Origin of the sequence: uncultured Fretibacterium sp. (assembly GCF_938040765.1) — a bacterium.
Classification (GTDB): Bacteria; Synergistota; Synergistia; order Synergistales; family Aminobacteriaceae; genus CAJPSE01.
In genome coordinates, this window is the sequence record NZ_CALIAA010000086.1 from 1 (window position 1) to 14,913 (window position 14,913).

At 66.0% G+C, this 14,913-nt stretch carries 11 protein-coding genes; 4 read left to right on the forward strand and 7 right to left on the reverse strand.

The window, feature by feature from the left end; all coding sequences use genetic code 11:
- A partial coding sequence (dctP, locus tag Q0176_RS03135) for a TRAP transporter substrate-binding protein DctP (protein WP_299299139.1) occupies positions 1-704 on the forward strand: 704 nt, incomplete at its 5' end.
- 92 nt (positions 705-796) lie between these two features.
- On the opposite strand, the gene Q0176_RS03140 is transcribed toward dctP, so the two are convergent.
- From Q0176_RS03140 to Q0176_RS03160, 5 genes are all read right to left on the reverse strand, one after another.
- Positions 797-2,218, reverse strand: coding sequence for a sigma 54-interacting transcriptional regulator (locus tag Q0176_RS03140; RefSeq protein WP_299299140.1), 1,422 nt, complete (start codon positions 2,216-2,218; stop codon positions 797-799).
- A 105-nt stretch (positions 2,219-2,323) separates the two neighbouring features.
- Positions 2,324-4,774 (reverse strand): homocysteine S-methyltransferase family protein, encoded by a 2,451-nt coding sequence (locus Q0176_RS03145; protein ID WP_299299141.1) that lies wholly within the window; start codon positions 4,772-4,774, stop codon positions 2,324-2,326.
- Positions 4,764-5,432 (reverse strand): vitamin B12 dependent-methionine synthase activation domain-containing protein, encoded by a 669-nt coding sequence (locus Q0176_RS03150; RefSeq protein WP_299299142.1) that lies wholly within the window; start codon positions 5,430-5,432, stop codon positions 4,764-4,766. The genes Q0176_RS03145 and Q0176_RS03150 overlap by 11 nt, the downstream gene beginning before the upstream one ends.
- An 8-nt stretch (positions 5,433-5,440) precedes the next feature.
- On the reverse strand, positions 5,441-6,313 hold the full coding sequence (gene metF, locus Q0176_RS03155) for a methylenetetrahydrofolate reductase [NAD(P)H] (protein ID WP_299299143.1): 873 nt from the start codon (positions 6,311-6,313) through the stop codon (positions 5,441-5,443).
- A gap of 286 nt (positions 6,314-6,599) precedes the next feature.
- Positions 6,600-7,538 carry a DMT family transporter gene (locus tag Q0176_RS03160; RefSeq protein WP_299299144.1) on the reverse strand — a complete coding sequence of 313 codons (939 nt, stop codon included), beginning with the start codon at positions 7,536-7,538 and terminating at the stop codon, positions 6,600-6,602.
- A 206-nt stretch (positions 7,539-7,744) separates the two neighbouring features.
- On the opposite strand from Q0176_RS03160, the gene radA reads away from it, so the two are divergent.
- The 3 genes from radA to Q0176_RS03175 all read left to right on the forward strand — a co-directional run bounded on the left by radA (position 7,745) and on the right by Q0176_RS03175 (position 11,678).
- Positions 7,745-9,100 carry a DNA repair protein RadA gene (radA, locus tag Q0176_RS03165; RefSeq protein ID WP_299299145.1) on the forward strand — a complete coding sequence of 452 codons (1,356 nt, stop codon included), beginning with the start codon at positions 7,745-7,747 and terminating at the stop codon, positions 9,098-9,100.
- Positions 9,101-9,322: 222 nt separating this feature from the next.
- The gene (locus Q0176_RS03170) at positions 9,323-10,648 is read left to right on the forward strand and encodes a nodulation protein NfeD (protein WP_299299146.1); all 1,326 of its coding nucleotides are present in this window, start codon (positions 9,323-9,325) and stop codon (positions 10,646-10,648) included.
- 43 nt (positions 10,649-10,691) lie between these two features.
- Positions 10,692-11,678: an NAD(P)H-dependent glycerol-3-phosphate dehydrogenase gene (locus Q0176_RS03175; RefSeq protein WP_299299147.1), complete on the forward strand. Its 987-nt coding sequence runs from the start codon at positions 10,692-10,694 to the stop codon at positions 11,676-11,678.
- Positions 11,679-11,691: 13 nt separating this feature from the next.
- Here Q0176_RS03175 and ruvX read toward each other — a convergent pair whose 3' ends face one another.
- Entirely contained in the window at positions 11,692-12,144 is a 453-nt protein-coding gene (ruvX, locus tag Q0176_RS03180; protein WP_299299148.1) for a Holliday junction resolvase RuvX, read from the reverse strand.
- Positions 12,141-14,786 carry an alanine--tRNA ligase gene (gene alaS / locus Q0176_RS03185; RefSeq protein ID WP_299299150.1) on the reverse strand — a complete coding sequence of 882 codons (2,646 nt, stop codon included), beginning with the start codon at positions 14,784-14,786 and terminating at the stop codon, positions 12,141-12,143. The genes ruvX and alaS overlap by 4 nt, the downstream gene beginning before the upstream one ends.
- Between the last annotated feature and the right edge of the window lie 127 nt (positions 14,787-14,913).

The window sequence follows — 14,913 nt, forward strand, 5'->3', positions numbered from 1 at the left end:
TTTCGAGCGACGAGGACAAGAACGAGCGCTTTTTGGCAACGAGCCGCTCTTTGAACGAAAAGCTCAACTCCATCTACGAGAGCAAGGGCGTCAAGGTCCTGAGCTTTTTCAGCGAGGGCGCCATGTACTGGACGGCCAACAAGCCGCTTCGCAAGCCGGAGGATTTCGAAGGCGTCAAGTTTCGCGTGATGCCCTCGGAGCTCTTGTTGGAGATCTACAAGGCCTATGGAGCCAGTCCCACGGCCGTATCCTTCAACGAGGTCTACAGCGGTCACCAGCTGCACATCATCGATGGCCAGGAGAACCCTCCCTACGTTATCCAGGAGATGAAATACATGGACGTACAGAAATGCCTGATTGCGTCCAAGCACAATATCTTCGTCATGCAGCATCTGGCGAACCTGAACTTCTTCAATGGGCTCCCGGAGGACATCAAAAAGATCGTCGTGGAAAGCGCCGCCGAGGCTTATCCTTACGTGAACAAGGTCCAAAAGGAGATGAACGCACAGAGGCTGGATATGATGGTCAAGGCCTTCAAAAAGGATCAATCTCTGGTGGAGCTCACGCAGGAGGAATTCAACGCCTTTCGTGAGATCGCAAAGAAGGCGGACGGAAAATACTTTGAGCTCTCCCGGAATCCGGAGTTCGCCAAGGAGCTCCTTCAGGAGTTTCGTCAGGAGATGGCGGCCATCGAGGGAAAGTAATCTCTAAATCTCTGAATCTCCAGAACGGCATCCCCAGGGGCTCGTTTCCTTATGACCCCCTGGGGATGTTCGCTTCAAAGAAAGCTTGGAGACTACCTCTTCTTACCCTTGTTCGTGTTGTATTTTTTCAGCTTCCTCACAACGGAGGGCTGGCTGATTCCCAGGGCGCGTGCCGTGGCCGTCGTCGTTTTATATTGCTCGAAGGCCTGCAGAATGATCCTTTTCTCGTAGAACTCCAGAGCGTTCTTCAGATTGAAGTCCTTGTCGTTCAGGTTCCGGGCGTACGAGGCGATGAAGTCCGGAATATTGGAGCTCTGTATCACCGTGTCGGGGCTCGTCAGGAGCACGCGTTCGATGACGCTTTCTATTTCCCGTATGTTTCCGGGCCAATTGTAGTCCAGCAACATGTCCAGCGCCTGTTGGGTGAAGCGTTTGTTGAGCTTGTGGGCCTTGTTCTTCTTCTCCAGAAAGTGGAGTATCAGCGCCAGGGTGTCATCCGGACGTTCGCGAAGGGGGGGAATTTCCAGGGGAATGGTGTTGAGAAGGTAGAACAGCTCCTCTCGGAACTCGCCATCCTGAACCATTTGCTTCAGATCCTTTTGAGAGGAGGCGATGAGGCGTACGTCAAGATCGCTGGCCCCCTCCGCATCCCTGGAGGAGGACGGGTCGCGCGTTTGTTTGAAAAGCGTTACCAGCCGCAGCTGAAGATCGAGGGGAAGATTGTCCACTTCACTGATAAAAAGCGTCCCCGATTCGGCAAGTTCCAGGGCGCTCATCCTGGCCTCTTCCCAATCTTTTTCGGCGCCGTATCCCGGGTCCCCAAAAAGCTCCGTCTCCAGGATGCGTCCGGGGATGGTGCGGCAGTTGATCTCGATGAAAGGGCCGGTGCGGCGGAGGCTTTCCTTGTGCAGGATCCTGGCCAGATAGCTCTTTCCCACCCCCGATTCGCCGGTGATTAAAACGGGAACCGTGTAGGGAGCGATGCGCTGTACGATCTCACAGAGCTTTTTCATGGCGCGGCTCTCCGCGACGACAGGGTAAAGCTCGACGAGTTTTGAGCGCAGGGCCCTGTTCTCGCTGGAGCAACGGCATAAATCCCTTCTGATGCGCAGATACTTTTCCTCCAGCTCCTCCATCGATTGAATGTCCCAGGAGGAAAAGGAGACGACATAGACAATGGCTCCCTTTTCGTCATGTATGGGGATACCCGTGACAAAAAGCTGGATTCCCTGTTTGTTGGGCTGCCTGCCCGTCACTTTTTTCCCCTGTTCCAATACCATGAGCGTGATGCAGGGAGAGAAGATCCCCTTTTGCACGAGAAGTTCGATGGGTTTGCCGATATAGTCCCTGGCGTCGAATCCGAAATTTTCCTCGCAGGAAGCGCTGACGTTGAGCAATATACCGCGCCCGTCCGTGATGGTCACGCTGTCGTGGACATAGTTCAACAGGACGTCGTTGAGAAGTTGCGGCATTCCCTGTGTCAGATGGCGAGGCAGGGAATCGGAAGCAGTCATGGGGCGACATCTCCTCTCATCTATGAAAGCGGAAGCGCTGATTCAATCAGCGCTTCCCTATGATTCCGCTTTATGTAAAAGGACGCAGGGCAGAACCACGGCCCGTCAGGCCGTCTTCAGGTCCGAGCTGATCTGTGTCGCGATCCGCACGGCCTCCATGGCGTCGCGGGCGTAGTGGTCCGCGTCCACGTATCGGGCCAGGTCGGGGGTCAGGACGGCGCCGCCCACGATCACCTTCACCTCCGGGCACTCCCGCCTCAGGTTCTCGATGGTCTCCTTCATGCTGGCGACGGTCGTCGTCATCAGGGCGCTCAGCCCCACGATGCGGATGCCGTTCCGCTTGACCTCGGCGACGATCCGCTCGGGGGGCACGTCCTTGCCCAGGTCCAGAACCCGGAAGTTATAGTTCTCCAGGATAACCTTCACGATGTTCTTGCCGATATCGTGGACGTCTCCGTACACCGTCGCCAGTGCGATGGGCTCGCCGGGGGCCTCGTCCCCGCCCTTCGGCCCGGAGGCCAGCCTCTCCCTCAGGCACTCGAAGGCGGCCTTCGCGGCCTCGGCGGACTTGATGAGCTGAGGGAGGAAAAGCCGCTTGGCCTCGTAGTCCCTCCCCACGGCGTCGAGCGCCGGGACGATGTGCTTCTCGACGACATCGAGCGGGGGCAGGGCGTCCAGGAGCTCCCGCGTCCGCTCCGCGGCCTCCTCCTTCAGCCCCCGCGCGATGGCGGACGCCAGGTCCCCCTGAGAGGCCGTGGGGGTATTCGGCGCGTCCGCTGCCGCCCCGGCACCGGCAGCCTGCCGGGAGGGGGCGGGTGCGCTCTCCGGATGCGCCTCGCAGTAGGCGATGTAGTCCTGCGCGTTCCGGTCCGTTCCGATCAGGAGGCGCCACGCGGCCAGGGTCTCGCGCATCCCGGTGTCGCCGGGGTTGATGATGGCCGCGTCCAGTCCCTGCATCAGGGCCGCCGCGAACATGGTTCGGTTCACCAGCGGGCGCCGGGGCAGTCCGAAGGAGACGTTGCTGAGCCCCAGTACGGTGCGGACGCCCAGCTCCTCCCGGACCAGCCGCACGGCCTTCAGGGTCTCGCGAACCAGGTCCTGCTGGGCCGAGGCGGTGAGCGTCAGGCAGTCGATCAGGACGTCGTGCCGGGGGATGCCGATCCGTTCGGCCTCCTCGACGATGCGCCGCGCCACGGCGAGCCGGGCCTCCGCGGACTCGGGGATGCCGGAGTCGTCGAGCGTCAGGCCCAGGACGCAGGCCCCGTACTTCCTGACGATCGGCAGGACGGTGCGCAGGCTCGCCTCCTTGCCGTTCACCGAGTTGATCAGGGGCTTGCCGTTGTAGATGCGCGCCGCAGCCTCCAGGGCCCTCGCGCTGGCGGAGTCGAGCTGGAGCGGAAGGTCGATGATGCCCTGAATCTCCATGACGGCCCGGCTCAGAAGGGCGGGCTCGTCAATGTCCGGCAGGCCCACGTTCACGTCCAGGACGTGGGCCCCCTGATCCTGCTGTTTCAGGGCCTCCTTCAGCACGTAGTCCATGTCCCCGGCGCGCAGCGCGGCCTGGAGGGCCTTCTTCCCCGTGGGGTTCAGGCGCTCGCCGATGATCGTGAAGTCGCCGTCGAATACCACGGCCCTCGCCGGGGTACAGATCCCGGTCGTCCCGGGGACGGAGCGGGGGACGACCGTCCTCGTCCTGTGGGAGACGGCCTGTACGGTTTTTGCGATGTACTCCGGGTTCGTGCCGCAGCAGCCGCCCAGGACGGCGGCCCCCATGCCGGCGAATCGGGACATGACGTCCGCAAACTGGTCGGGCGTCACGTCGTAGGAGGAGGCGCCGCCCCGCATCACCGGCAGGCCCGCGTTGGGCTGGACCATCACGGGAATGTGGGCGCGGGCGCAGATCGCCTCGACGATGGGCTCCAGCTGTACGGGCCCGAGCGAGCAGTTGACCCCGAGGGCCGCGACTCCCAGCCCCTCGAGCGTCATCACCATGGAATCGATCCCCGCGCCGAAGAAGGTGCGCCCTCCCTCCTCGAAGCTCATGGTGGCGAACACGGGCAGGGTGCAGTGGTCCTTCACGGCCAGGAGCGACGCCTTGAGCTCGTAGAGGTCGGTGAAGGTCTCCAGAAGCACGGCGTCGCAGCCCTCGGCGCCGGCCCTGACCTGTTCGGCGACCGCCTCGTAGACGTCCTCGAACGCGGCGTCCCCTAGGGGAGCCAGCACCTTGCCGCTGGGCCCGATGTCCAGGGCCACCCGGGCCCCGAAGGCGTCCGCTGCGGAACGGGCGACCCGCACGGCGGCGGATACCGCCTCCGCGACGGTGTGTCCGGAGCCCTCCAGCTTCCAGCGGTTGGCCCCAAACGTATTGGTCGTGACGAAATCGGCCCCGGCCTCCAGGTAGTCCCTGTGGATGGAGCCGATCAGGTCCGGATGGGTGAGGTTCAGGACCTCGGGCAGCTCCCGGAGCCGGAGCCCGCGCGCCTGAAGCATCGTCCCCATGCCCCCGTCGAAGAACAGGACGTCCTGTCCAAGCCTCTTTCTCCTTCTATCCTCCACAGCTTTCCCCTCTCTTTCGATACGGACAGTCCGGCCCGGCCGAACAGCGGGAGCAGTCCCGGGTGCGGTCCTCGTTCTGGTCCGAGATCCCGATAAGCGCGGTGACGGATTTTATCGGGGTCATCATGTACGAGCGCGTCATGGCCAGGCCGATGCGCCGCGTCGCGTCCAGGAGCGCGATGAGGTCCGCGGATGCGGTCAGGGGCGCGTCGCCGTAGCCGGGGCTGAATCGCATCGTCGGGTGTTCCCCCTCGCGGAGCTCCCGAAAGATTTCCCCCTCGACCTCGTCGCAGAGGACGTCGGCGCGCACCGAGGCACAGGCGTCCAGGGCCATCCCGTCCAGCATGTCCTGTTTCTGAGCCAGCAGGATCCTGCGGTCCACCTCGGGCCCCAGGGTCACGGCCATGACCCAGCACTCCCGGGAATGGGCCATCAGCCGCGCCAGGCTCCCGCTCTCGATCCGAACCGCCTCGTCCAGCCGGATGCCCCGATCGTCGGCCAGGACGGAAAAACGCCCCCAGACGCGGCGGGGCCTGATGAAACCCTCCAGCAGCTCGAAGGTCCGATAGGCCCTCTCGGCCATTTCGCCGCTCCGGGCCTCTTTGGGGACGCCCATGAAGCGCAGGGCGTCGTCCACCATGGTCGGGGTCGCCTGCATCGCCGCGGTCAGTCCTTTTTCACCCTCATGGAGTAGAGTATCCCACGGATGTTCTCGTCGATGTGCCGGATGACGTCCGCCTGGTTCATGGTGTAAAGGTGGATTCCGTCGACGCCCCGGGCCAGGAGGTCGACGATCTGCTCCGTCGCGTAGGCGATGCCCGCCTCCTTGATCGCCCGGCTGTTGTGCCCGTAGGCGTCGACGAAGCGACGGACGCGGTCCGGCACCGTCGCGCCGCACATCGTGACCATCTTGTCGATCTGCGCGGCCGACGTAATCGGCATGATGCCCGCGATGATGGGGACCGTCACGCCGAGGGCGCGGGCCCGGTCCCGGAAGCGGCAGAAAACGTCGTTGTCGAAAAAGAGCTGACTGATCAGGGCGTCCACGCCCAGGTCCGACTTCTCCTTCAGGCGGCACAGGTCCTCCTCAGGGCTCGGGGCCTCCAGGTGCTTCTCCGGGTAGCAGGCGGCGAAGATGCGGAAACCCCTGCGTTTCCGGATGAAGGCGATCAGATCCGAGGCATGCCGGAACTCCCCGAGCTCGGAGGGCTCCTTCAGGTCGCCCCTCAGGGCCAGGATGTTGCCGACGTGGTTCGCCTGAAGCTCGTCCAGAATGCCGGCGATGTTCTCCTTCGTGCTCCCGACGCAGGTCAGATGGGCCAGCCCGCAGATGTCGTACCGGTTCTGGATGGTCGAGGCGATGTCCAGCGTGTTGTCTCGGCTGGTCCCGCCCGCGCCGTAGGTGACGCTGATCAGGTCGGGGGTCAGGCTGGCCAGGGCATCCACCGTGGCGTAGGTCCCCGCCAGGTCGGTCGAACCCTTGGGGGGGAAAATCTCGAACGTGTAGCTGGGAGCCGGCAGCTGGAAAAAGTCCTTCATGATGGTCGTTCGTCCCTTCCGAAAAAATCGATGAAAAAAACCGCCCTGCGAACAAGGCGGTCTATCGCATAAAGCGGCGATCCTCCACTTATCGCTGTCAGCGGGACCACCTTGACCGGGAAAGACCGGACAGGTTGGCGCAGGATCTTCGAGCTGACTCTCTCCCCATGCTCTTGATAAACGGTATTCGATTGTGGAGGGGATTCTACCATGGACGCGGGGTTTTGACAAGGGACGACTGCGCGGGTCGCCCCTGGGGCACACGCGGTCGATGGATCGGGCCTGTTCAGGGGCACGCCGCCTGGCGTGCGTCGGCCTCAGGCGGCGCCTTTCGCCTCGCCCCCCACGAGGACAAAGCGATGGCGAAGAGGATGAGGACGCAGCCGACGACCGAGGGAAAGGTCGGCCAGGAATCGGTTGCCAGGGAGGTCATGACGACCGCGGCGGGGATCTCCCCGGACGTCAGGAGCGAGACCGTTGGGGCGGGAATATGACGGAGCGCGGCGTAGAACGTGCTGTACCCCAAGAGGGAGGCGAAGATTATGGTGACGGCGATCAGGGAAATCTGCATCCCCGTCAGCGCCGGGACATCGGCCCAGCCCGAGGTCAGGGTTTTGATGGGCACTACCCACACGGCTCCGAAGATGTGCGTATAGAAGAAGATCCCGATCCCCGTCGGGCCCCCCTTCGTCACCGAGGCCCGGCCCCACAGGGTCTGGAAGGCGATGCCGAGGACGCCCAGCGCGCCCCAGATCATCCCGGGGATGGAGAGCGCGCCGTCCAGGGTCCAGTCGGGGCGCATCACGGAGCATGCGACGCCGATCGTGACGATGAAGGCGCCGCACAGGTCGTAGACGCTGGGTTTCTCGCCCGTCATCAGCGAGGACCCCATGGCCGTGGCGATGGGGGTGGTGTAGTGGACGACCAGTGCCGTGGCGACGGGAAGGTAGACGACCGAGAGCATAAAACCCAGGTAGGAGCACAGGGGCGCCAGGGGCGAGATCAGGAACAGGACGGCCAGGTCCCTCCGTCCCACGCGGAAGTGAGAGGGGGCGCAGAGGCGGATCCAGATCCCCAGCGGCAGCGGGGTGAGGAGACAGCGGAAGAAGACCACGGTAAGCATGTCCGCGCCGCTCTCCCCCAGGAGTTTCGAGGCCGGGCTGCTCAAGGCCCACAGGAGGCCCGTGGATGCGGCGCAGAGGACGCCCAGAGTATTCTTGTTCACTTTGTGGAAAACCCCCGAACTTTGTCGTAAGGATAGCGCCCTGCCGGCGGGGTACAAGAGGATCTATCCCAATTATATCCCATCCTCACGCCGAAAGGGGGGAGGTATAATGAGCCTTGGAGAACAGAAATTTCCTTGTGATTTGTCCCTCTCGGCTTCGTTCCGCCGATGGGGCTTTGTGGGGGCGTTGGTTGGAGGTATTTTTCGTGAGAAGGGACGAACCGGTTCGTTACGTGTGCGCCGACTGCGGCCATATGACGACCACGCGAACGGGGCGCTGCCCGTCCTGCGGGGCGTGGGGGACCCTGGAGGCCGAGGCGGGGCCCGCCGCTCAGCCGAGGGGCGCCGCTGCACGGGTGGTGAGCGCCGTCGACGTCCGTCCTCCGCAGCGCCTCTCGACGGGGATCGGGGAGCTGGACCGGGTGCTGGGCGGCGGACTGGTCCCCGGGGGAGTCGTCCTGCTCGGCGGCCAGCCGGGCATCGGCAAGTCGACGCTGCTGCTCCAGGCCGCGGGGCGGGTCGCGGAGTCCGGGGCCTCCGTGCTCTACATCTCGGGCGAGGAATCCGAGGCGCAGGTGGCCCTCCGCGCCGCCCGGCTCGGAGTGGCCTCGGACCGGCTGCTGCTCTGCTGCGGCAACGAGCTGGAGGGTGCGCTTCAAAACATGAAGGACGCCTCCTTCGTCGTGCTGGACAGCGTCCAGGCCATGAGGGCCGAGGGGGAGGCGGGGTGGCCCGGGACGCCCAATCAGGTGCGGGCCGTTGCCCAGAGGCTGGTGGACGCCGCCCGGGCGGACCGCGTGCCGGCGGTGCTCGTGGGGCACATCACCAAGGACGGCCGGCTGGCGGGGCCCATGCTGCTGGAGCACATGGTGGACACGGTGCTGATCTTCTCCGGGGAGGGGTACTCGTCCTACCGGATGCTGCGCGCGGCCAAGAACCGCTACGGCAGCACGGACGAGCTGGGCGTCTTCGAGATGCGGGAGGACGGCCTGACGGCCATAGAGGACAAGAGCGGACTCTATTGGAACCGCTCGGACACGGCGGTCTCCGGCGTCGCCATGACCATCGCGCTGGAGGGGACGACCCCCCTGGCCGCCGAGCTCCAGACCCTGGCGGGCCCCACGGTGTTTCCCTACCCGCGGCGCACGGCGCGGGGCATCGAGCTGAACCGCTTCCAGCTTCTGACGGCCGTCGTGGAGAAGCGCTGCGGGCTGCCCTGCAGCGGGCACGACCTCTACATGAACGTGGCGGGCGGGCTTTCCATCCAGGACCCCTCGGCGGACCTGGCGGCCTGCGCCGCCCTGGCCTCGGCCCTGAGGGACGCGCCGCTCCGGACGGGGTCTTGCTGGCTGGGCGAGGTGGGGCTGGCGGGGGAGGTGCGCCCCGTGACGCGCCTGGGGGTCCGGCTTCGGGAGGCCGCACGGCTGGGGTTCTCCTGCGCCGTCGTCAGCTCGCGCGAGCGTGCCGAGCGTGCGGGAGGGCTGGAGATCGTCCCGGTCTCGCACTTGGACGAGGCTCTGGCCCTGGGGTTTTCCGTAAGGGAAAAGGAAACGCCGATCTGATTCAGGAAGCCCCCGGTGGTACCCCAGCTTGCCTGTTTGGGGGAGGAAATTTGCCGGGGCCGCCGCTGTTTCGTATGGCGGCGCGGGGGTATGGGGCACAGCCCCATGTAATTTGATTTTCGGGATGATCGATAAAGAACCGAGGTCAGGAGGCTGTCCATGAGAACTTCAAGGCCGTTTTGCCGCGTTCCGAAGGGGAAGGGGCCGGGGGGGAGGGGCCCGGTGTCTGTATCGCCGTTTCGTTTCGTGTGGGCTTCCGTGCTGGGCCTGTCCCTCCTGTGCTGCCTGGCCGGTTCGGGGCTGGCGGCGGGCAAGGTCGTCCTGGCCCCCTTGTCGGGGTCGGTGGGCGTGCAGATGGAGCAGTTCGTCGAGCGGGTGGTCCGCCGGGCGGAGGAGGAGCGGGCGGGCCTCGTGGTGTTCGAGCTGGATACGCCGGGGGGCCTGCTGGGGGCGACGCACGGCATCGTCCAGACGATCCTGGCGTCCCGCGTCCCGGTCGCCGTGTGGGTTCCGCCCGGCGGGCGGGCGGCTTCGGCGGGGGCGTTCATCATGCAGGCGGCTCATGTGGCGGCCATGGCCTCGGGCACGAACGTCGGGGCGGCCCATCCCGTTGTCGCGTCGGGCAGGGACCTGCCGGACGACGACATGAAGAAAAAGGTCGTGAACGACCTCGGAGCTCAGATGCGCTCCCTTACCCAGCTGCGCGGGAGGAATCAGAGCGCCGCGCAGCGGATGATCGAGGACAGCCTGTCCCTGACGGCCCATGAGGCCTTGGCGGAGGGGGCCATCGACCTCGTGGCGGACGACCTGAGGACCCTGCTCGAGGCCGCCGTGGGGCGAACCGTGACCATCGACTCGGGCCCGGTCCGCATCGAGGCGGAGCCCGACGCGGCGGTCGTTCTCGTGGAGATGACCTGGCAGGAAAGGCTGATTCAGTTCCTGTCGAGCCCCGATATCGCCTACTTCCTCCTGATGGGAGGGCTGTTGGCGCTCTTCTACGAGATCGTCACCCCCGGCGGCTTCGCCCTGGGGACGACGGGGGCCGTCATGTTGCTGCTCGGCGGGATCGGCCTGAGGATGCTGCCTTTCAACTGGGCCGGGATGGCCCTGATCGGGGCGGGCGTCATCGTCATGGGGCTCGACCTCCTGGTGGGGGGGATGGGGATCCTGAGCCTGCTCGGGGTTGCGGTGATCGCCGCCGGAGGCGTCTTCCTGTTCCGCGCCCCGGGCGGCGAGCTGCTGCGCGTCTCCGCCTCCCTGATCGTCGGGATGACGGCCGCCCTGGGGGCCTGCTTTGCGCTGTTCGCGTTCCTGATCGCCCGCAGCCTCCGGAGGAAGGTGTCCACGGGGCGGCAGGGGCTGATCGGGCTGGACGCGACGGTCGTCGAGCCCCTCTCCTCCTCGGGGGGGATGGTCCGATGCCGCGGGGAACTCTGGCGCGCCCGAACGAAGGCCGGTTCTATGGCCGTCGGGGAGGTCGGGACCGTCCTTGCCCTCGAGGGCATTACCCTGCTGATTCGCAGGGAGACCGATTCGCAGAAAAGTTGATTCGCAGAAAGTCGATTTGCAGAAGGGAAGGAGCGTCCGTCCCATGAGTCTTGCCGTTTTGGGGGCCGGCAGTTTCGGTACGGCCGTGGCGAACCACGCTGCCCGAAAGGGGCACGGGGTCGTCCTCTGGTGCCGTACCGACGACCAGGCCCGTTATATCAACGAACACCGCCGCAACCCGCGCTACCTGAAGGACTGCCCTCTGGTCGAATCCCTGAGGGCCACGTCGGACCTGGAGGAGGCCCTCGGGTCCGCGGACCGCACGGTTCTGGCCCTTCCGACCCAGAGTCTGAGGGGGTTTCTGGAAAGGCTGGCCCCCCTCTCCACGGAGGGGCACAGCTTCCTGAGCCTGGCCAAGGGGATTGAGATCGCCACGGGGCTTACGCCCCGTGCGATCTTCGAGGAGGTGCTGCCGGGCCGGCCGTACAGCGCGCTCTCCGGCCCGAGCCATGCCGAGGAGGTCGTCCGAGAGCTGCCCACGGCGGTCATCGTGGCCTCCGCCGATCCGTCGGAGGCCCTGGGCTGGCAGGCGGAGCTGAACTCCCCCCGGTTCCGCGTCTATACGAGCGGGGACGTGATGGGGGCGGAGCTGGGAGGGGCGGTCAAGAACATCATCGCCATCGCCGTCGGCATCGCCCACTCGCTCTCCGCGGGGGACAACGCCAAGGCTGCGCTGGCCACGCGCGGCCTCGCCGAGATCATGCGGCTGGGGACGGCCATGGGCGCTTCTCCCCTGACCCTGGCGGGGCTCGCCGGAGTGGGGGACCTGATGGCGACCTGCTACAGTCAGCACTCCCGCAACTTCCGCTTCGGGGCCGCGATCGGGCGCGGGGCCTCGCCCGAGGCGGCGGCGGCGGAGATCGGGCAGGTGGTCGAGGGGGCCCATACGACGAGGGCCCTGGTGGCCTACGCCCGAAGGGCGGGCATCGAGTTGCCCATCTCCGAGGGGGTCCACGCGATCCTCTACGAGGGCGCGGTCCTTCAGGACGTGATCAACAGGCTGCTCTTCCGGGACCCCAAACCGGAGTGAGCCGAAAACGGAGTCACGGTCTCCGGCGCTCCAGCCAGCTCTGCAGGATCAGCGCTGCGGCCACCTTGTCCACCTTGCCCCTGCGTTCCCTGCGCGAGACGTCGCCCTCCAGCAGCGCCCGCTGGGCGATGACCGTGGTGTACCGCTCGTCCCACGTCTCGAAGGTCCGGTCCGGATAGGACTCCCGGAGGTTGGCGACGAGTGCGGCGATGCGCTCCCCCTCGGGGCCCGCGTTCCCGCTCGTCCGGGTCGGCATTCCGATGAGGATCAGGACGGGATCGTACTCCGCGAGGCACGCCTCGAACTTCTTGCGCCACCCCTCCCTGCCGTCGTTGACCGGCCATACGGCGATCCCCTGCGCGATGACGCGCAGGGGATCCGTCACGGCCGCGCCGATGCGGACGGAGCCGACATCGAGGGCCAGAACGCGCCCCTTCGGGGGGGTTTCGTCCCGGGGCTCGTTCATTGCGGCTTGAGCTGGGTCCGAAGCAGGGCCTCGACCTGGGCCAGCGCCTCGGCCAGCTTCGCGGTGTCCCGGCCTCCGCCCTGGGCGGTGTTGGGCCTGCCGCCGCCTCGGCCTCCGAGAAGCGCGGACGCCTCCTTCACCAGATTGCCGGCGTGAGCGCCGCGCCGGACGGCGTCGTCGTCGGCCATGACGACGATCTTGCAGCTCTCGTCCTCGCCGACGTCGACCAGAACCACCACGGTCGGCTGTCCGGCCTTTTCCTTGGCCCGGTCCCCGATCTCGCGCAGCATGTCCGGCTCGACGCTCGAGAACTTGCCCGTCTGGAGCAGGACCCCATCGATGTCCCGCCGGTCGAAGAAACTCTCGATGTTCTTCGTCAGGTCGCGGAGCTGGGCCTCCTGCAGGCGGCGCTGCAGGCGGTGCAGCTCGTCGACCAGCCCCTGGGCCTTGACCGCAAGCCCCTCCTCGTCGGTGGCCAGGAGCGCCGTGAGGTGCGTGCGCAGCCCGAAGAGGTGCTGAAGGATGTCCAGGACGTTCATGCCCGTCGTCGCGATGATGCGCCGCGTGCCCGAGCCGACGCTCTCCTCCCGCAGGATCTTGAAGCAGCCGATGTCGCCCGTGGCCTTGACGTGGAGCCCGCCGCAGAGCTCGACCGAGAAGCCGGGGACGGAGACCACGCGCACGACCTCGCCGTACTTCTCGTCGAACAGAGCCTTGGCGCCCAGCTCCCGCGCCTGCTCGCGCCCACACTCCTGGATGGTGAGCGGCACGTTCGCCAGGACCTGCCCGTTGACCAGCCTCTCCACCTCGGCGATCTGCTCCTCGGTCATGGGCTCGTGGTGCGTGAAGTCGAAGCGCAGGATGCGGTCCGTCACCAGGGACCCCGCCTGGCGGACGTGGCCGCCCAGCACGCGGCCCAGGGCCTCGTGCAGCAGGTGCGTGGCCGTATGGTTGCGGCGGATCGCCCCGCGGCGCGCATCGTCCACCTCCGTACCGACCTCGTCCCCGACCGACAGCGTCCCCTGGTCCATCCGCACCCTGTGGACGATCAGCCCGGCGTGCGGCACGGTGTCCAGCACCTCCAGGACGGAGCCGCCCGAGAGCATCCTGCCCGTGTCCCCCACCTCGCCGCCGCGCTCCGCGTAAAACGGGGTGCTGTCGAGGACGACCTCGAACTCCGCGGGGCCCGCCACGTGGTCGACACGCCCCTCTCCGGTCAGCAGTGCGAGCACCCGTCCGGTGCCGGCGCAGACCTCGTAACCGACGAAGGCCGTCCCGCCCTTCTCGTTCTCGACCTCCGTGTAGACGTCGCCGGCCAGGGAACTCCGTTTCTGTTTGCTGGACGCGCGGGCGCGGGCCCTCTGCTCCTCCATGGCCCGGCCGAAGCCCTCGTGGTCGACGGTGAGCCCCTCCTCCTCCGCCATCTCCAGCGTCAGCTCGGGAGGAAAGCCGTAGGTGTCGTAGAGGGTGAAGACGACGTCCCCGGGGATCTGCTTCCTTCCCTCGGCCTTCAGACGGCCGGCCTCCGCCTCGAGGAGCTCCGTCCCCTGCTGGAGGGTCTTTTGAAAGCGGTCCTCCTCCACCTCGATGATCCGCTCGATGGTGAGGCGCTGGTCGAGCAGTTCGCGATAGGGGTCGCTCATGATCCCGAGCAGGATGGGCATGTACTCGCGGAGGAACGTGCCCTCGAACCCCAGGAGCCGTCCGTAGCGCACAGCCCGGCGCAGCAGGCGGCGCAGCACGTAGCCCGGCCCGTCGTTGGCGGGAAGCACGCCGTCGGCCAGCATGAAGGCCACGGACCGGACGTGGTCCGCGATGACGCGCACGGCCATGTCGGACCGTCCCCCGTCGCCGTAGTGGATCCCCGCCTTCCTGCAGGTGTGGTTGATCAGGGGCATGAAGAGGTTCGTCTCGTAGTCCGTGTCGACGTCCTGGACGATGGAGGTCAGGCGCTCCAGCCCCATGCCCGTGTCGATGTTCCTGTGGGGCAGGGGAAGGAGCGAGCCGTCCTTCTGGAGGTCGAACTGCGTGAAGACCAGGTTCCAGATCTCCATGTAGCGGTCGCAGTCGCAGCCCACGCCGCAGGTCGGGGAGCCGCAGCCGTAGCGCTCCCCGCGGTCGTAGTAGATCTCCGAGCAGGGGCCGCAGGGCCCGGTGTCGCCCATGAACCAGTAGTTGTCCTTCTGTCCGAAGCGGAGGATTCGGTCCTCGGAGAGCCCCACGTCCCCGTTCCAGACGCTTCGGGCCTCCTCGTCCTCCTCGTAGATACTGGCGTAGAGGCGGCTGGGGTCGAGGCCGATGCGTTCCGTCAGGAACTCCCAGGCCCAGGTGATGGCCTCCTTCTTGAAGTAGGCGCCCCAGGCGAAGTTGCCCAGCATCTCGAAGAAGGTGTGGTGACGGGCGGTGCGGCCGACGTTCTCGATGTCGTTGGTGCGCACGCACTTCTGGCAGGTCACGGCGTGGGGATGCTCCGGGGTGCGGATGCCGAGGTAATAAGCCTTGAAGGGCACCATGCCCGCGATGGTGAAGAGCAGGGAGGGATCGTCGGGCAGGAGCGGGAAGCTGGGGTAGTGGTGGCTGCCCTTCTCCTGCCAGAAACTGATGAAAGCTTCACGTATCTCTTGCCCGCTTCGGTACTGCATCTTCTGGATCCTCTCCCCTTCGAAAGACGGCCGCCCTCGGCCGGTAAGCCGGGCGGACACGAAAAATAAAAATAAACCCTCCGGACGGCCGACCGACCGTCCGGAGACACCCCTCTCTCATTTTCCA

Coding starts and splice junctions, on each gene's coding strand:
- Q0176_RS03140 (WP_299299140.1), bottom strand. CDS start 2,218: ATGACTGCTTCCGATTCCCTGCCTCGCCATCTGACACAGGGAATGCCG.
- Q0176_RS03150 (WP_299299142.1), bottom strand. CDS start 5,432: ATGCAGGCGACCCCGACCATGGTGGACGACGCCCTGCGCTTCATGGGC.
- metF (WP_299299143.1), bottom strand. CDS start 6,313: ATGAAGGACTTTTTCCAGCTGCCGGCTCCCAGCTACACGTTCGAGATT.
- Q0176_RS03175 (WP_299299147.1), top strand. CDS start 10,692: ATGAGTCTTGCCGTTTTGGGGGCCGGCAGTTTCGGTACGGCCGTGGCG.
- ruvX (WP_299299148.1), bottom strand. CDS start 12,144: ATGAACGAGCCCCGGGACGAAACCCCCCCGAAGGGGCGCGTTCTGGCC.
- alaS (WP_299299150.1), bottom strand. CDS start 14,786: ATGCAGTACCGAAGCGGGCAAGAGATACGTGAAGCTTTCATCAGTTTC.